This window comes from Azospirillum aestuarii, from assembly GCF_016632405.1.
GTDB classification, from domain to species: Bacteria; Pseudomonadota; Alphaproteobacteria; order Azospirillales; family Azospirillaceae; genus Azospirillum; species Azospirillum aestuarii.
The window spans coordinates 14,662-30,639 of sequence record NZ_JAEPIV010000001.1 but is presented as its reverse complement, the minus strand read 5'-3'; the positions used below and the strand labels follow the sequence as shown (position 1 = coordinate 30,639).

At 70.1% G+C, this 15,978-nt stretch carries 16 protein-coding genes; 11 read left to right on the top strand and 5 right to left on the bottom strand.

Translation table 11 applies throughout. The features are described 5' to 3' along the window. The first annotated feature begins 22 nt into the window (after positions 1-22). From JJL56_RS00170 to JJL56_RS00155, 4 genes are all read left to right on the top strand, one after another. A complete protein-coding gene (locus JJL56_RS00170; RefSeq protein WP_145627295.1) occupies positions 23-409 on the top strand; it encodes a ribbon-helix-helix domain-containing protein in 387 nt (128 codons plus the stop codon). Between the two features lie 218 nt (positions 410-627). Further along, positions 628-2,670 carry an MASE3 domain-containing protein gene (locus JJL56_RS00165; protein WP_200483767.1) on the top strand — a complete coding sequence of 681 codons (2,043 nt, stop codon included), beginning with the start codon at positions 628-630 and terminating at the stop codon, positions 2,668-2,670. Further along, entirely contained in the window at positions 2,648-3,043 is a 396-nt protein-coding gene (locus JJL56_RS00160) for a response regulator (RefSeq protein WP_247889545.1), read from the top strand. Before JJL56_RS00165 ends, JJL56_RS00160 begins: the two co-directional genes overlap by 23 nt. A 337-nt stretch (positions 3,044-3,380) precedes the next feature. Further along, positions 3,381-4,328 (top strand): NAD-dependent epimerase/dehydratase family protein, encoded by a 948-nt coding sequence (locus JJL56_RS00155; protein WP_200483766.1) that lies wholly within the window; start codon positions 3,381-3,383, stop codon positions 4,326-4,328. 18 nt (positions 4,329-4,346) lie between these two features. Here the strand turns inward: JJL56_RS00155 and JJL56_RS00150 are convergent, their stop codons facing one another. Together JJL56_RS00150 and JJL56_RS00145 are read right to left on the bottom strand one after the other, a co-directional pair. After that, complete coding sequence (locus JJL56_RS00150; protein ID WP_345772526.1) at positions 4,347-5,987, bottom strand: Na/Pi cotransporter family protein; 1,641 nt, start codon at positions 5,985-5,987, stop codon at positions 4,347-4,349. Positions 5,988-6,183: 196 nt separating this feature from the next. Next, positions 6,184-7,095 carry a DMT family transporter gene (locus tag JJL56_RS00145; protein ID WP_200483765.1) on the bottom strand — a complete coding sequence of 304 codons (912 nt, stop codon included), beginning with the start codon at positions 7,093-7,095 and terminating at the stop codon, positions 6,184-6,186. Positions 7,096-7,199: 104 nt separating this feature from the next. Here JJL56_RS00145 and JJL56_RS00140 point away from each other — a divergent pair, with 104 nt between their 5' ends. From JJL56_RS00140 to JJL56_RS00125, 4 genes are all read left to right on the top strand, one after another. Then, on the top strand, positions 7,200-8,075 hold the full coding sequence (locus tag JJL56_RS00140; protein ID WP_200483764.1) for a LysR substrate-binding domain-containing protein: 876 nt from the start codon (positions 7,200-7,202) through the stop codon (positions 8,073-8,075). Between the two features lie 119 nt (positions 8,076-8,194). Continuing rightward, the gene (locus JJL56_RS00135) at positions 8,195-8,980 is read left to right on the top strand and encodes an HNH endonuclease family protein (RefSeq protein WP_145627304.1); all 786 of its coding nucleotides are present in this window, start codon (positions 8,195-8,197) and stop codon (positions 8,978-8,980) included. Between the two features lie 144 nt (positions 8,981-9,124). After that, positions 9,125-10,810 (top strand): GGDEF domain-containing protein, encoded by a 1,686-nt coding sequence (locus tag JJL56_RS00130; protein ID WP_200483763.1) that lies wholly within the window; start codon positions 9,125-9,127, stop codon positions 10,808-10,810. A 157-nt stretch (positions 10,811-10,967) separates the two neighbouring features. Further along, on the top strand, positions 10,968-11,228 hold the full coding sequence (locus JJL56_RS00125) for a hypothetical protein (RefSeq protein ID WP_014197674.1): 261 nt from the start codon (positions 10,968-10,970) through the stop codon (positions 11,226-11,228). Positions 11,229-11,245: 17 nt separating this feature from the next. Here JJL56_RS00125 and JJL56_RS00120 read toward each other — a convergent pair whose 3' ends face one another. From JJL56_RS00120 to JJL56_RS00110, 3 genes are all read right to left on the bottom strand, one after another. Further along, positions 11,246-11,461, bottom strand: coding sequence for a SlyX family protein (locus JJL56_RS00120; protein ID WP_200483762.1), 216 nt, complete (start codon positions 11,459-11,461; stop codon positions 11,246-11,248). 89 nt (positions 11,462-11,550) lie between these two features. Then, a complete protein-coding gene (locus JJL56_RS00115) occupies positions 11,551-11,802 on the bottom strand; it encodes a hypothetical protein (protein ID WP_145627309.1) in 252 nt (83 codons plus the stop codon). Then, entirely contained in the window at positions 11,802-12,230 is a 429-nt protein-coding gene (locus JJL56_RS00110) for a Fur family transcriptional regulator (RefSeq protein WP_186453001.1), read from the bottom strand. Before JJL56_RS00110 ends, JJL56_RS00115 begins: the two co-directional genes overlap by 1 nt. Before the next feature lie 440 nt (positions 12,231-12,670). Here JJL56_RS00110 and JJL56_RS00105 point away from each other — a divergent pair, with 440 nt between their 5' ends. Genes JJL56_RS00105 through JJL56_RS00095 form a run of 3 tightly spaced genes read left to right on the top strand, consistent with a single transcriptional unit; the run spans position 12,671 to position 15,943 of the window. After that, complete coding sequence (locus JJL56_RS00105) at positions 12,671-13,852, top strand: GNAT family N-acetyltransferase (RefSeq protein ID WP_247890888.1); 1,182 nt, start codon at positions 12,671-12,673, stop codon at positions 13,850-13,852. Positions 13,853-13,899: 47 nt separating this feature from the next. Beyond that, on the top strand, positions 13,900-15,108 hold the full coding sequence (locus JJL56_RS00100) for a carboxylate--amine ligase (RefSeq protein WP_200483760.1): 1,209 nt from the start codon (positions 13,900-13,902) through the stop codon (positions 15,106-15,108). Positions 15,109-15,121: 13 nt separating this feature from the next. Then, entirely contained in the window at positions 15,122-15,943 is an 822-nt protein-coding gene (locus JJL56_RS00095) for a metallophosphoesterase family protein (RefSeq protein ID WP_145627315.1), read from the top strand. Positions 15,944-15,978: the final 35 nt, after the last annotated feature.

Sequence of the window (15,978 nt, the reverse complement as noted above, 5' to 3'; positions counted from 1 at the left end):
GACATTCAAGGAATACAGGGCTATGTCGGGTCAGGATTCGCAGGCGTCCAACGCGCCATCGCCGCTGAGCGCCATCCCGCTGGTGACGCGCACCGTCAAGCTGTTCGGACAACCGACGCCGCTTCGGCTGGAACCCTCCTACTGGGAAGCGTTGGACGACATCTGCCACCGGGAAGACCTGACCGTGGATGAGCTGTGCAGCGACCTCAAGGACCGCCTCGATTCGCAGTCCCGGCGGTCGCGCGGGGTTGCCGTGTCGCTGGCCAACGCGGTCCGCGTGTTCATCGTCGGCTATTACCGCAAGGCGGCGACCGAGAAGGGGCACGACCGCGCCGGCCATGGCCGCGGCGATCCCTTCGTCAGCACGCCCTTCGACCAGCCTCCGGCCCAGCCCGCCAAGGAAGGCTGAATTCTCTGGCGGCATCCCGCTGAGCCGCGCGTGTGCCGACAACAGGACGGTTTCAACCACTCGCCTGTGAGGAATCGCCGCGTCCGATTGAACGAAGCAACGTCCGGCTTGCGCTGCGGCGGGATTTGGTGTGTTGATCGGTCCAGCGGCATCGCCACGGTCGGCTGATCGGGCCATCCGTGGGCCGCCCCTCCCGTCCACCGCGGAGCCGACCGTTCATGAGCGGGACCCAGCCGTCCGCCATCAGACCGACGTTCACCCGCTGGCTCCGGGAGCGTTCCTTCCTGTCCGGCCTGACCGCCCTGCTGATCCTCATGGCGGTGCTGGGCACGGTGATGCGCCACAACTACCTGCTGTTCCATCTCTGCGTGGAGTTGTTCGCCGTCGCCATCTCCATGACGATCTTCACGATCGCCTGGAACACGCGCGACACGAATCAATCGCCCTTCCTCGCCTTCGTCGGCCTGTCCATGCCGGGCATCGCGCTGCTGGACCTGCTGCACGCCATCGCCTTTCCCGGCATGAACGTCATCGGCGGGGCCGGCGCCAACCAATCCACCCAGCTCTGGATCGCCGCCCGCGGCCTTCAGGTCGCGGTCTTCCTGGCCGCGCCGCTGCTGACCGAAAGGCGGCTGCGCGCGGGCGACGTGCTGCTGGTCCAGGCCGCGGTCGTGGCCTGCACCCTGCTGTCGATCTTCACCTTCGGCATCATGCCGGACAGCTTCGTTCCAGGCATCGGCTTGACCTCCTTCAAGGTGGGCGCCGAGTACATGTTCAGCGCCGCGGCGGTCGTCGCCTGCCTTCTGCTGTGCCGCAAGCGCCGGCAGTTCGAGCCCAGGGTGTTCGGCCTGACCTTCGCCGGCATCGCCCTGCTGGCTCCGCAGGAGTTGATCTTCACGCTCTACACCGATCCTCACGGGCCGATGAACGCGCTGGGTCATTTCATCAAGATCCTGTCCTTCTACCTGCTGTACCGGGCGATCATCGTCACCGCCCTGCAAAACCCCTACGACCTCGCCTTCTACCGGATGCGCCGCAGCGAGGAGGCCCTGCGCGACCATCTGAGCGGACTCGAATCGCTGATCGCCACCCGCACCGCCGAACTGCGCGAGAGCGAGGCGCGCTGGCGGGCGCTTCTGGAATGCTCCAACGACTGGTTCTGGGAGACCGACGAGCGCGGGCGCTTCACCGCCCTGTCGCCACGCGCCCAGGAATCCACCGGGCGCGGCGGGGCGGAGCTTCTGGGTTTCACCCACGCCGACCTCCTGGATCGCAACCGTCCGGAGGAGGATTTCCCCGCCCTGGCCGAGGCGCTGCACCGAAGGGAACCCTTCCGCCGCCTGTCCTTTCCGCTGGCCTCGCCGGGGGGGAGTGCGCGCTGGGTGATGGTCAGCGGCACGCCGCGCTATGACGGCAGCGGCACCTTCCTCGGCTACCGCGGCACGACCAGCGACATCAGCGCGCGGCGCCAGTCGGCGGAAGCGGCGCGGCAGAAGCAGACCATGGCGGCGCTCGGCAGCCTCGTCGGCGGCCTTGCCCACGAGATCAACAACCTGTTGCAGCCGGTCATCAGCCTGTCCGATCTGGCGCGCGGCCGCGCCGGAGAGGACCGCAAGCTCCACGCCTATCTGAACGCCATCCACGACAGCGGGGTGAAAGCCCGCACGATCATGCGCGACGTCCTACAGTTCGCCCGCGTCGAGGTGGCCGAGTCTCCGCCGGGCAACCTCGAGGAGGCCGTGCATTCCGCCCTGGAACTCGCCGCGCCCTCGATGCCGGCGTTCATCGAAACGCGCACGCGGCTGGAATCCGGCCTGAACGCGGTGACGATCACCGCGACCGAACTGACCCAGGTGCTCCTGAACCTGATCCAGAACGCCCGCGATGCCATGCCGCAGGGCGGCGCGCTGACCATCGGCGCCCATTCCTTGAGCCTGAAGGAGCGGGACGCATCCCGCCGCCAGCTCGGCGAAGGCGATTATGTGCGGCTGACCGTCGCCGACACCGGCACGGGAATGGACGAGGCGACCCGCCAGCGCGTGTTCGACCCCTTCTTCACCACCAAGCCGGTCGGCACCGGGACGGGGCTTGGGCTTTCGGTGGTATATGGTATCGTAAGGAACGGGGGCGGCGACATTCTGGTGGAGAGCGCCCTCGGACGCGGAACGTCCTTCATCATCGACCTGCCCACCGCCCCGCCCGGCGGACCGGGCCAAACGACACATGGGATGCTGGTTCATGGCGAAGGTGCTGGTCGTTGAGGATTCGGCCGCCGTGCGGCTGGCGGTCACCGAAGTGATCGAACAGGCCGGCCACGAGGTCGCGGAGGCGGAAAACGGCCGCGTCGCCATCGCCCTGCTGGACGGCGGCGCGGTCTTCGACCTGATCGTCACCGATGTGCTGATGCCCGAGGCCGACGGGGTGGAGGTCATCAAGGCCGCGCGCACCCGCAACCCCGGAGGTCGCGTGCTCGCCATGTCCGGCGGGGCGCCGAACCTGCCCGCCGGGTATGCGCTGAAGATGGCCGAGATGTTCGCGGCCGACGCCGTGCTCTACAAGCCCTTCCTGAACGAGGAGCTGCGCAAGGCCGTGGCCCGCCTGCTGTCGATGACGGGCGAATCCGAGGCCGGCTGACAGCGGGGCCATCTCTTCCGGATGTTGCTCAAAACACACGATGACACCCCTGTGACACCCTGGGGGCGCTCCGGCGGCCATCGCTCTCCTTGACCGAAGTTATCCACAAAATAGTGCATAAGATGGTGGATAAGGCTGTTGAACCCTCGGTCCCGCCTGCCCGCCGCGGGGGTGCCGGGAAACGCCCCTGAATCGGCGCCGATTCGGGATGCGACACCCCGAACGGCCAGGATCGGCGCACCCCTTGCGCCCTTCGCTACCCCTAAGATGGGCTGGTCCGCCCCGCACCGCCTCGCCACTATGACACCATGCATTGCCTAGGTGGAAAGGACGGCGCATGGCCCATTTTCTCGTGACCGGCGGCTGCGGATTCATCGGATCGCATCTGGCCGACCGACTGATCGGCGACGGGCACCGCGTCACCATCCTGGACGACCTGAGCACCGGCCGGCTGGAGAACAAGCCGCTGCTGGCGAAGCTGGTGGTCGGCGACGTCGCCGACCCGGACGCGGTCCAGCAGGCGATCCAGGGGGTGGACGGCGTGTTCCATCTGGCCGCCGTCGCGTCCGTCCAGCGCTCGCGCGAACTGTGGGCGGAAACCCACCGCACCAACCTGTCGGGCACCGTCACCGTCTTCGAGGCGGCGCGCAGCGCCCGCAACGGCAACCCGGTGCCGGTTGTCTACGCCTCCTCCGCCGCGGTTTATGGCGACAACACGGCCACCCCGCTGCGCGAGGACGCCGCGACGCGCCCGCTGTCCGCCTACGGCGTGGACAAGCTGGGCTGCGAGTTGCACGCCAACGTCGCCTGGGCCATCCACGGGGTGCCGACGACGGGCTTCCGCTTCTTCAACGTCTACGGACCCCGGCAGGACCCGTCCTCGCCCTACTCCGGGGTGATCTCGATCTTCGCCCGCCGGGTGGCGCAGGGCGAGGACGTGACGATCTTCGGCGACGGCGAGCAGGTGCGCGACTTCGTGTTCGTCGGCGACGTCGTGCGCTTTCTCGTCAAGGCGATGGAGGTCAAGGCGATGGAGCGCCGCCCCGAAGGGGCCGAGGTCTTCAACCTGTGCACCGGCCGGCCGACCTCGCTCCTGATGCTGCTGGAGGTGTTGCAGGAGCTGTGCGCCAGCCGGGTGCGCCGCCTGCACCAGCCGGCGCGGGCGGGCGACATCCGAGTGTCCATCGGCGACCCGGCACGGCTGCGCGCCGCCTTCGGCGAGGGCTGCCGGTTCGGCCTGCTGCAGGGGCTGAGCGCCACCCTGACCGGGCAGATGCCACGGTAACGCCGCGCTTCCCCTTCCCTACACGTCGCGGCTTTCCAGCCGGGGCAGCCCGACCACCTTCAGGCGGCTTTCGCGGAGTTCCCCCACCTGATCAAGGATCGGCAGGGCGACCGCGGCGACGTGGGCGTTGATGCGCTTCAGGTCGCGCAGGATGTCCAGCACCAGGGCGCTGGTCTCGATGCTGGCGGCGTCGCCGCGGCGCACGCGGTCGAGGTGGCGGGCGGCGGCGGTGCGCTCCAGCGCCCGCACCGCGTCCTTCCCGGCGATGAGCTGCCGGGCCAGCCGCCGATCCTCCCCGATCAGGATGCCGAGCGCCGTGCGCAGATTCTCCACCGTGCGGCGGTGCAACTCCTCCACCTCCCGGAAATCCTCCGGCGCGAAATGCAGGTGGTGGCGGATGCGCTTGGCGGCGAGTTCCATCAGGCTCTTATCGATGATGTCGCCGATGTGCTCCAGGTTGATGGCGAAGGCCATCAGGTCGTCGACCCGCCGGGTCTCCTCGGCGTCGAGGTGGCGGCGGCCGAGCTTGGCGAGGTAGAGCTTCAGCGCGGTGTGCAGCCGGTCCACCCGGTCGTCGGCGCGGCTGACCTCGGCGATCGGGCGCTCGTCGTTCTGGCGCAGGGCGGTCAGGCTGCGGCACAGCATGTCCTCCACCAGATCGCCCAGCCGCAGGGTCTCGCGCACCGCGCCGGCGATGGCGACGGAAGGGGTTTCCAGCGCCGACTCGTCGAGATGCCGGGGCGTCGCCGCGTCCTCGCCCACGTCCGCCGGTTCAGGCAGCAGCCCTTCGGTCAGCCGGGCGAGCGGCGTCACCAGCGGCAGGAAGAGCAAGGCCAGCGCCGTGTTGAAGGCGACATGCGCGGTGACCACCGCCGTCAGCGGGGCCATCCCGGCCAGGAACGACGCCGCCATCGGCACCAGCGGCAGGGCCAGCAGCGACCCGGTCACCCGGACCAGCAGGTTGCCCAGCGGCACCCGCCGCGCCGCCGCCCCGTCCGCCGACGTGGCCAGCACCGCCGGCACGGCGCCGCCCAGATTGGCGCCCAGGACCAGGGCCACCGCCGTCTCGGTCCCGATCACCCCCGCCCCGGCCAGGGACCCCGCCAGCATCACCGTGGCGAGGCTGGAATGCACCGCCGCGGTCAGCGCCGCCGCGACGATCAGGGCGAACAGCGGCTCGCCGCCCAGCGCCTCCAGCATCGCCTGGACCAGCGCCGACTCCCGGACCGGCAGGGTGGCGGCACCGAGCAGCTTCAGGGCCAGCAGCATCAGCCCGATGCCGACCAGGATGCGGGCCAGCGCCCGGCGCCCGCGATGCTCGCCGCCCGCCGCGTGCAGCGCCCCGCCGATCAGCAGCAGGCTGGGCGAGAGCCAGTGCAGGTCGACGGCGAGCAGCCGGGCGACGAGGCTCGTCCCGACGTCGGCGCCCAGCATCACCGCCAGCGCCATGGCGGTGGTCATGAAACCCTGCCCGGCCATCGAGGCGGTCATCAGGGCGGTGGCCGTGCTGCTCTGCACCGCGATGGTGGCGGCGACGCCGGCCAAAAAGGCGGCCAGCCGGTTGCGCGTGCCGTAACCGACCCAGCGGCGGACCGCCGCTCCGCCCCACCGGAAGACGCCCGTCCGCACCAGCCGTAGCGCCCACAGCAGCAGCGCCACGGCGCCAAGGATGTCGATCAGGACGAGGGTGGGCGAGACGGCGGCGGTCGTGATGGCGGGCCTCCCGGCGTGTGGGCCTCAACAAAAGGACGATGGAGAGTGGGGCGTCATGAAAACGTAACAATCGCAGGGCGCAACCTGATCCCCCGCGAAAGGCGTATCCCCTTTGCCGGGACGCCGCACTCGGGCCTTCCGCTCACCCCCGCGTGACCAGCCAAATGCCCAGGGCCACCGGCAGAATGCCCAACAGGTCCCAGGGCTGCACCGCCTCGCCCAGCAGCAGCCAGCCAAACAGCATGCCCAGGGGCGGCATCAGGAAGTGATAGGCGCTGGCCTCCGTGGCGCTCGTCCGCTGCAACAGGCGAAACCACAGCAGGTAGCCGCCGATCGACACCACCAGCGCCTGATAGACCAGCGACCCGGCGAAGCCGGCGGTCAGCCGGATCGACCCGGCGTCCTCCAGCAGCAGCCCGATGGGCAGCAGCGCCAACCCCGCCGCCAGCACCTGCACGCCGGTGCCGGCGAGCAGCCCCGTCTGCGGCGCCAGCCGCTTGAACAGCAGCGTCCCCGCCGACAGCGCCACCAGCGCGCCGACCGCCAGCGCCATGCCCAGCGGTGCATCCATTCCGCTGCCCAGCCGCCCGCGCACCACCAGCGCCACCCCGGCCACCCCCAGCGCCAGCCCCGCCGCCTTGCGCCGGTTCATCGCCTCGCCCAGCAGCAGGGCGGCCAGCGCCGCGGTCAGCACCGGGTTGGCGCTGACGATCAGCGCCGTCAGGCCGGAGGACACGTAGGTCATGCCGCTGTAGCTCAACCCCAGATAGAGCGCATGGTTGAGCAGGCCGAGCAGCGCCAGCAGGCCGAGCGTCCGTCCGGCTATCCCGCGATACTCGCCCCGCCACGCCGCGACGGCGGCGAGCAGCGCCCCGGCGATCAGGAAGCGGAAGGCCAGCAGCAGCAGCGGCGGGCAGTCGGCCAGCCCGATCTTTCCCGCGGCGAAGGCCGAACTCCAGGCGAGGCAGAAGGGCACGACCAGGGCGAGCGGCGCCGCCCGCGGGTCGGTCAGGGGTAAGGGGTGCGTGGCGGCGTGCGTGGCGGCGTGCGTCATGGCCGATCCTCTCCCATGCGGAATGCTCTGCGTTGGGGAGAGGATGGCGCGGACTCTTTTCATTTGGAAATTGGATGATATCATCCATTGCATTCGAAACCTGAATGGTCGGTCCGGTGCGTGAGATGGATCTGGGCCTGCTGCGCACCTTCGTCTCGGTGGTGGACGCCGGCGGCTTCACGCGGGCCGGAGAGCGGGTGCACAAGACGCAATCGACGGTCAGCCAGCAGATCCGCCGCCTGGAGGAGCAGGTCGGCCTGCCGCTCCTCGACCGCAACAGCCGCGCCGTCGCGCTGACCGACGACGGGGAGCGGCTGCTCGGCTACGCCCGCCGGCTGCTGGCGCTGAACGACGAGGCGAACGCCGTGCTGTCCGGGCGCCCGGCGGCGGAGGTGGTGCGGCTGGGCGTACCGGAGGATTACGCGGTGGAGCGGTTGCCCCGCCTGCTCGCCGACTTCGCGCGGGCGAACCGGCGGCTGCGGCTGGACGTGCGCTGCGATCTGTCGGTGCGGCTGCGCGCGGACGTGGAGTGCGGCGACCTCGACATCGCCCTGGTCAAGCAGGAACCCGGACGCCCCGGCGCGCTGCGCGCGTGGCGGGAGCCGCTCTGCTGGGTCGGCCCGGCGGTGGAGGATCTGCACCGCGATGACCCGCTGCCGCTGGTGCTGTTCCCCCAGGGCTGCGTCTACCGCAACCGCGCGGTGCATGAGCTGGAGCGCGCCGGGCGGCGCTGGCGGGTGGCCTATTCAAGCCCCAACCACGCCGGGGTGCGCGCCGCGGTGTCCGGCGGGCTGGGCGTCAGCGTGCTTCCCCACAGCGCCCTGCCTGCCGGAGCGCGCTTCCTGGGCGTGGCGGACGGATTGCCCGCGCTGCCGGAGACGGAACTGGCGCTGCTGACCGGAGGCGCGGCGCGGGGTGGCGGGGTGGAGCTGGTCACCGGCCTGCTGATGGAAAGCCTTCCGGAGCCGGTGTGGGCGTGACGGGGCTACCCGGCGCAACCACTCCTCTCGCACCGTTGCGCCACGTCCCCAAAGCGCCATAGAACAGGCCAGGAACCATATCCAGGTATGGCGAAGAACAGGGTTGAGGGACCAAGGGCATGGCGCGACGGAGAAGCGGAGCACCGCGAGGCGGCCGGAGGGGCCGTCCGCTGACGCTGGGCGGGCTGATCGCCGTTCTGCTGGCGCTGGCTGCGGTCTATGCGGCGGAGCGCTTCCACCTCGTCCCGCCCGGCACGCTGGATTCCATCTTCGGGGAGGAGAAGACGCAGCGCCCCCGGCCCATTCCCCGTCCCGTCCCGGACGCCAGCATCGACTACGCCGCGGTCGCCGCCCAGCTCGACCGCATCCGGGTGGAGGAGGAGCGCCGCCGCGGCTATGTGCGGGACGAGTGGCCGCACTGGCTGACCCTCGACGCCAAATGCCTGAACACGCGCGAGCAGGTGCTGATCCGCGATTCCGCGAAGCCGGCGAAGCTGTCCGCCAACGGCTGTTCCGTGCAGTCCGGAGTCTGGAACGATCCCTACACCGGCGAAACCTTCACCGAGCCGAAACAGGTGGACATCGACCACCGCGTGCCGCTGGAGGAGGCCCATGCCAGCGGCGGCTACGACTGGCCGCGCGAGAAGCGCGCCGCTTATGCCAACGACCTGAGCGACCCGCTGACCCTCGTCACCGTCTCGGCGGCGGCCAACCGCGCCAAGGGGTCGAAGGGACCGGAGGACTGGCTTCCCCCGCGGGAGGAGTACATCTGCGCTTATGTGGCGGGCTGGATCGCCGTGAAAGCGCGCTGGGAGCTGACCATGGACGAGCGGGAGCGCGTCACCGTCGGCAACATCCTGTCCGACTGCCGCCGCACCGCCGTGGGGACTCGGCCCGCTCGCTGACCCGCCTTCCCAACAAAATCATGCGCCGGTATGCACGGCCATCCCCTGATGTCACTTTTGAAACCTGGCCGAACTTGTTAGAACCTTCGTATGCGGTCTTCCTGACGGAACGGCGGCGGGTGTCGAGGGGAGCGGCCGGACGTCATGGCGAGGGAACGCGGTCTGCGGACGACGGTGGCTCTGACCGGCGCCGTTCTGGTCCTTGGCGTCTCCGTTGTGCTGGCGGCACTGACCGGCCTGCGCTCCCGCGAGCGGATCGAAAGCGAGATCGGTCACTCGCTGGCGGAAGCCGCGCACAACATGGCCGACCGGCTGGACCGCTCCATGTGGTCGCGCGCGAGCGAGATCGGCATGCTGGCCAAGCTCGGCATCACGCCGGCCATGGACGATCCGGTCCGGCTGCGCTGGCTGCTGGAGCAGTTCCAGGAGTTCTTCCCGACCGTCTCCTGGATGGGCGTGACCGACACCAAGGGCAAGGTGCTGGCCGCCACCGGGGGCCTGCTGGACGGCGTTGACATTTCCCAGCGACCGGTCTTCCGCAACGGGCAGAAATCGCAGTTCGTCGGTGACGTGCACGACGCGGTGATGCTGGCCTTCCTGCTGCCGAACCCGACGGGCGAGGCCATGAAGTTCGTCGACATCTCCACCCCCGTGCACAACGACCGGGGCGAGGTCGTCGGTGTGCTGGCCACGCATCTGAGCTGGGAGTGGACGCGCGAGATCCGCCGCTCCCTGATGGACACCATGCGGGGCCGCTCCGAGTTGGAGCTGATCGTGGTCGCGGCGGACCGCACCGTGCTGCTCGGCCCCCGCGAAATGCTCGGCACCAGCCTGGACATCGCGGCGGTGCGGAGCGCGCAGAAGAACGAGAGCGGCTGGATCGTCGAACGCTGGCCGGACGGGCAGCGCTACCTGACCGGCTACGCCTATGGCAACGGCTATCTGAGTTACCCGGGCCTGGGCTGGAGCGTGGTGGCCCGCCAGCCGCTGGCCGTCGCCTACGCCCCGGCCACCGCCCAGATGGTCGAGACCGTGCTGGCCGGCGGCGCCATGGTGCTGCTGTTCAGCGTGCTCGGCTGGATGGCCGCCGGGCGGGTCACCCGGCCGCTGCGTCGCATCGCCCAGGCGGCGGAGCGCATCCGCAGCGGCGAACGCGGGGCGGAAATGCCGGTGCTGGGCGGCAGCGCGGAAATCACCTCGCTGTCGGCGACGCTGCGCGATCTGGTGGACGGGCTGACCCACCGCGACGCCGCCCTGGTCCGGCTGGAGGACATCGCCTATCAGGACCGGCTGACCGGCCTGCCGAACCGCCGCTACTTCGAGCAGTATGTGGAGGCCACGACCGCCGGCAACGGCTCCGCCGCCTTCCTCTACATTGATCTGGACGGCTTCAAACCGGTGAACGACCGGCTGGGCCACGATGCGGGCGACCTCGTGCTGCGTCAGGTGGGGGAACGTCTGGCCGCCTGCTTCCGCGGCGACGACGTGGTGGCCCGGCTGGGCGGCGACGAGTTCGCCGCGGTGCTGCCGCAACGCGCCGGGGTCGAGCCGCCGGACCTGGACGGGCTGGCCCGCCGCATCATCGAGGCGGTGAACGAACCCGTCGGCATCGACGGCGAGGCGGTGCGGGTCGGCTGCTCCATCGGCATCTCCCTGTGGCCCGAGGATTCGCCCGACGTGGCGGAAACCCTGCGCCGCGCCGATCAGGCGCTCTATCAGGCCAAGCGCGCGGGCCGCAACCGCGGCATCCGCTGGACGGCGGACCTGCCGCCCTCCCCCGCCGAGAGCCGGGGCATAGCCGCGGAGGCGACAGAGACCCCAGCGTCCTAGGCCCCGCGGCCAAGCCTCCGCCAAGCGGGGAACCGCGTCCGGCGGGGCGCCCGGCCAGCGGTGGGTAAGGCCGTTGCACGCTGGAGCCTTGGCCCTTTTCTGCCGTTTCATGTCCATCGGAGCACGATTCGGACGGCCATGGCGGGAGATTTGGAAGATGAGCCTTGACACCAAGGGACAGCGGGCCCGCATGCTGCGTCTGCTCGCCGTCGTCGAGCATTATGAGCGCAACAGCGCGGCCGGCGCGCAACTGATGCGGGGCACGCGCTACGAGCTGGCGGTGCAGGCCACCGACGTGAACGGCGACCGCTGCCTGTTTCCGGCCTGCAACTGCGCCCAGGCCGACTGCTCGCGCCAGCCGCCCGCCGGCCCGCAGCTCAGCTGGTGCGGTCCGCGCGGCGGCTGGAAGATGCGGTGACGATCCGCAAGGAATGATCAGTAATGGGGCGGGGGCGGCTCGTCCTGCGGCGCGCGGGAAACCCCGGACTCCAGTTCCGCGATCCGGTCGCGCAGGCGACGCATCTGCGCCGTCATGAGGTCGATGGCCCGCCCCTGCTCGAACAGCACGGCGGACATCTCCTCGGCCATACGCTCGTGATGGGCGAGGCGGGATTCCAGCTCGGTCAGGCGGCTTTCGGCGTCGGCGTCCATAATGGCCCTGCGGTGTCGCGGTAGGGACAGAGCTTTAGAACCGCTCCGCCGGCCAAGGCAAGATCAATGCACCATCAATGCAGCCGGTATCAATGCAGCCGGCCTTGTGCGATCACCCAGCGCTCAACGATCTGAAGCGCCTGCGGCACGTCCAGTTCCGGATGATGCCAGCGCAGCACCACCGTGGCGGCCTCCAGCGCGTGGCGGTCGGGGCGCCCGCAATCGACCAGTTCGCGGTAGGCCCGCTCCACCACCGGACGGCAGCCGCAGACCGCGGCCTCGCAGGCGGCGAAGCGCTCCGCCGGATCGCGCTCCGGCCCGGTTCTCCGCTCGGCCGCCATCAGGTCGTCTCCGGGCCTTTGCGCTGGACGCGGCGCCCGAAGATCTCCAGTCGCTGCCCGATCATGTCGAAGCCGAGATGCCGGGCGATCCGGGTGACGGCGGCCTCCAGTTCCGGGTCCTGGAACTCCACCACCTCGCCGGTTTCGATGTCGATCAGGTGATGGTGGTGGTCGCCCCGCGCCTCCTCGTAACGGGCCCGCCCATCACCGAAATCGTGGCGCTGGATGATCCCGATCTCCTCGAACAGCCGCATGGACCGGTAGACGGTCGCCAGACTGATTCCGGCGTCGATCGCCGCCGCGCGGCGGTAGACCTCCTCCACATCGGGGTGATCGGCGGCTTCCGACAGGACGCGGGCGATGATCCGGCGCTGGCCGGTCATCTTCAACCCCCGCTCGGCGCAGGCGCGTTCGAGCCGCGACGGCAGGGCTTCTTCGGGCGTGGTCACGGGGCCGGTCCTTTCCGATGCCTAACCCATGGACTCAAAGAGATGGAGAGGAATCCCGAAAAGGACAACGGTCATCCGCAAGACCTGGACAAATGGCCGGGGACGGATGGCCGGCCCTCCGACCCATGGCATCGGGCGAACGGCTTCCACGAGGCAGACGGACACCCCCATCTCGCAGTCGCATCACCACCCGATACCCCGGATGACCCGGACGGGCTCCCCCACCGGGACACCGCAACCCACCTTCCGCCACCGCGTTTTTTGCCGCAGTCATCCGTACATGAAGCAGACGCCGGAACACAGGAAAGATCGGATGAAATCCAAGTTTTCGAGATGTCGATCCAATTCCATTTTATGCACGTAGACATTCGAAGCCGCCCCTTCATCAACATCCCCCAGGGAAGACCGAGCCCATGGACATGAGGACTCTTGTTGAGGACGACGGCGACTCCATCGACATCACGCTGCACCCTCTGGAAAATCCGCGAAAATTTGAGAAGATTTGGATTGATCTGGAACGGCGCGCCGACGGATCCTTCTTCCTGAGCTGGCAGTGGATCGGCAATTGGCTGGCCTCCCTGCCCCCCGGCACGCGGCCCCACGCGCTGGTTGCCCGGCGCGGCGGACAGGTCGTCGGGTTGGCGCTCCTCTGCCCGCGCACGCAATGGCGTTTCGGTCTGCTGCGCACACGCTGCTGGCTGCTGCACGAGACCGGGGAGCGGACCTTCGACCGGCTCTTCGTGGAATACAACGGCATCCTGGCGGACCGGAGCTGCGCGGACGCCGTGCTGGCCGCCTGCTTCGACTGGCTGGGACGCCGCCTGACCAATTGGGACGAGCTGGTGCTGGGCGGGCTGGAGCCCGGGGCGGAAGCGGCGGTGCGGCTCGCCGCGGCGCGGCAGGGCCACGAGTTGCAGGTCCGGGTCGCCGACAGCTGCCAATGGGTCGATCTGGACGGCGTGCGCCGGCAGGGGGCCGGCTACCTCGCCAGCCTCGGCAAGAACACCCGCGCCGCGGTGCGCCGGGCCATGCGGCTCTACACGGAGCGCGGCCCCCTGACCTACCGCGTCGCCGCGACGGCGGACGAGGCGCTGGAGGATTTCCACGCCATGGAGATCCTGCATCAGGCGAGCTGGAACGCCCGCGGTCAGTCCGGCGCCTTCTCGAACCCGGCCTTCCGCCCCTTCCACGAGCGGCTGATCGCCGGCGGCGTGCCGGCGGGGACGGTGCGGCTGTGCCGGGTCAGCGCCGGGGACGCGGTCATCGGCTATCTCTACAACTTCGTCCATCGCGGGCGGGTGATGAACTACCAGGGCGGTTTCGCCTATGAGGCCGACAACCGGCTGAAGCCCGGTCTGGTCGCCCATGTCCTGGCCATCGAGGACACGCTGGCCCGCGGCGAGGACTGCTATGACTTCATGTCCACCCCGGCGGGGCACAAGCCGCTGCTGTCCAACACGGAGCAGCCGATGAACTGGATCGCGCTCGGCCCCGACCGGCTGAGCCGCCAGATCGACACCCGCCTGCGCCGAGTCAAGGCGGGTTTGGCCGACCGGATGAGGCGGCTGATCCGCAGCCCGCTGCCCCTGATGAACCGCTAGAGACGCAACCGCAGGGCCGCCGACCGGGCGGTTGGAGGATGCCGAGAATGAAGAACACCCCCGCCGCCATGAAGTCCGCCGCCATCAACCCCGCCTTGGCCTGCGTGATGGGCGACATGGACATGGTCCGCCCGCTGGGGCTGGCCGGGCTGCGCTGCGCCGTGGTCACCCATCCCGGCGCCCCCGCCCTGCACTCCCGCTTCACCAGGGACGCCATCCTGTGGGACGACCCTGCGCGCAACCCGGACGGGCTGGTCGAGGTGATGATGGCCTTCGCCAAGGACCAGCCGGAAAAGCCGGTCCTCTATTTCCAGGACGACACCCAGCTCCTGCTCGTCTCGCGCAACCGGGACCGTCTCGCGGAGGGGTTCCGCTTCGCCATCGCCGACGCCGAGCTGGTGGAGGATCTGGTCGACAAGGGCCGCTTCCAGGCGCTGGCCGAGCGGCTGGACCTGCCCGTCCCGGCGACCCACCGCCTTTATCCGACCCGCGAGGCGGCACCCGACGTGGTGGACCTGCGCTTTCCCCTGATCGTCAAGCCGCTGACCCGCCGCCGGGTGTGGGACGAGGCGGACGGCTTCGCCAAGGCCATCCAGGTCGACTCCGCGGAGGAACTGCGCGCCCTGTGGCCGCGGCTGGCGGCGGTCGGGCTCGACCTGCTGGTGCAGGAGATGATCCCCGGCCCGGAAACCCGGATCGAGAGCTACCACGTCTATGTCGATGAGCGCGGCGGCGTGGCCGGGGAGTTCACGGGTGCAAAGATCCGCACCTACCCGCTCGCCTACGGGCACAGCACCGCCCTGACCATCACCGACGCGCCGGACGTGGCGGCGCTGGGCCGCTCGCTGACCGAACGGCTGGGCCTGCGCGGCGTCGCCAAGTTCGATTTCAAGCGCGCCCCGGACGGCTCGCTGCATCTGCTGGAGGTCAACCCGCGCTTTAACCTGTGGCACCATCTGGGGGCGGTGGCCGGGGTCAACCTGCCGGCGCTGGTCCACGCCGACCGGCTCGGCCTGCCGCGTCCGGCGGTGGGCAAGGCGCGGGCCGGGGCGCGCTGGTGCCACATCACCAAGGACCGGCTGGCAGCAAAGGACAGCGGCCTGTCGATGGCCACGTGGCTGCCCTGGGTGCTGGGCTGCGAGGCCAAGGCCATCGCGCTCGACGACCCCATGCCCTTCCTGCACAACCAGCTCGCCCGTTTCCTGCCGTCGCGTGCGCCTCACGACGCGCCCGGCGGCGCGATGACGGCGCAATGAGGGTGCCGCGGCGATGAGGATCGGCATCCTGTCGGACATCCACGCCAACCGCGAGGCGCTGGAGGCCACGCTCGCCGACATGCGCGGCGCCGGGGTGGAGCGCGTCGTCTGCCTGGGCGACGTGGTGGGCTACAACACCGACCCGTCGCCCTGCATCGCCCTGCTGCGCGAGGCCGGAGCGGTCTGCGTCGCCGGCAACCACGACCGCGCGGTGACCCGCCAGATCCCCACCGACGGCTTCAGCGTCCGGGCCATCCGGGCCATCGCCTGGACGCGCAAGCGCCTGCCGCCGGAGGACGTCGCGTGGCTGTCCGCCCTGCCGCTGAAGACCAGCGTCGGCGACCAGCTCGTCGCCGTTCACGGGGCCTTGCATGTGGACCGGGGCTGCGAACTGGTCCGGCTGAACAGCGATGATCGACTGCGGCGCACGGCGCAGGCCCTGCTCGGCCACCCCTCCGGCGCCCGCGTCTGCGCCTATGGTCACACGCACCGGCTCGGCATCCACGAATACCGCAACGGCGAACTGTCGGAGCACGATCCCGACAGCGAGGTCGCCCTGCGCGGCGGCTCCTGCTATCTGCTCAATCCCGGCACGGTGGGGGAGCCGCGGAGCGAGGAGCGGCGGGCGACCTGGATGCTGTTCGACACCGGCCGCAGGACGGTGAGCGTGCGGCGGGTCGCCTACGACGACCGCGCGGCCTTCGACAAGACGCGCCGGGCGGGGATCGAGCCGCGGCGCCTGCTGTCCATTCCGGCGCCGTTGCGCGCCGCCCTTCAGGGCGGGCTGCGGCGGATGGGGATTTACGAGATGGTGCGGCGGGTCATCAACTCGTGACCCGTTTCCTCATTGAACCGTCGCCAGCATCAGCA

What these genes read in the sequence shown, in the direction of transcription:
- JJL56_RS00145 (WP_200483765.1), bottom strand. Translation starts at nt 7,095, where the DNA reads ATGACGCACGCCGCCACGCACGCCGCCACGCACCCCTTACCCCTGACC.
- JJL56_RS00135 (WP_145627304.1), top strand. Translation starts at nt 8,195, where the DNA reads ATGGCGCGACGGAGAAGCGGAGCACCGCGAGGCGGCCGGAGGGGCCGT.
- JJL56_RS00130 (WP_200483763.1), top strand. Translation starts at nt 9,125, where the DNA reads ATGGCGAGGGAACGCGGTCTGCGGACGACGGTGGCTCTGACCGGCGCC.
- JJL56_RS00095 (WP_145627315.1), top strand. Translation starts at nt 15,122, where the DNA reads ATGAGGATCGGCATCCTGTCGGACATCCACGCCAACCGCGAGGCGCTG.
- JJL56_RS00100 (WP_200483760.1), top strand. Translation starts at nt 13,900, where the DNA reads ATGAAGAACACCCCCGCCGCCATGAAGTCCGCCGCCATCAACCCCGCC.
- JJL56_RS00140 (WP_200483764.1), top strand. Translation starts at nt 7,200, where the DNA reads ATGGTCGGTCCGGTGCGTGAGATGGATCTGGGCCTGCTGCGCACCTTC.
- JJL56_RS00120 (WP_200483762.1), bottom strand. Translation starts at nt 11,461, where the DNA reads ATGGACGCCGACGCCGAAAGCCGCCTGACCGAGCTGGAATCCCGCCTC.
- JJL56_RS00105 (WP_247890888.1), top strand. Translation starts at nt 12,671, where the DNA reads ATGAGGACTCTTGTTGAGGACGACGGCGACTCCATCGACATCACGCTG.
- JJL56_RS00165 (WP_200483767.1), top strand. Translation starts at nt 628, where the DNA reads ATGAGCGGGACCCAGCCGTCCGCCATCAGACCGACGTTCACCCGCTGG.
- JJL56_RS00155 (WP_200483766.1), top strand. Translation starts at nt 3,381, where the DNA reads ATGGCCCATTTTCTCGTGACCGGCGGCTGCGGATTCATCGGATCGCAT.
- JJL56_RS00170 (WP_145627295.1), top strand. Translation starts at nt 23, where the DNA reads ATGTCGGGTCAGGATTCGCAGGCGTCCAACGCGCCATCGCCGCTGAGC.
- JJL56_RS00125 (WP_014197674.1), top strand. Translation starts at nt 10,968, where the DNA reads ATGAGCCTTGACACCAAGGGACAGCGGGCCCGCATGCTGCGTCTGCTC.
- JJL56_RS00115 (WP_145627309.1), bottom strand. Translation starts at nt 11,802, where the DNA reads ATGGCGGCCGAGCGGAGAACCGGGCCGGAGCGCGATCCGGCGGAGCGC.
- JJL56_RS00160 (WP_247889545.1), top strand. Translation starts at nt 2,648, where the DNA reads ATGGCGAAGGTGCTGGTCGTTGAGGATTCGGCCGCCGTGCGGCTGGCG.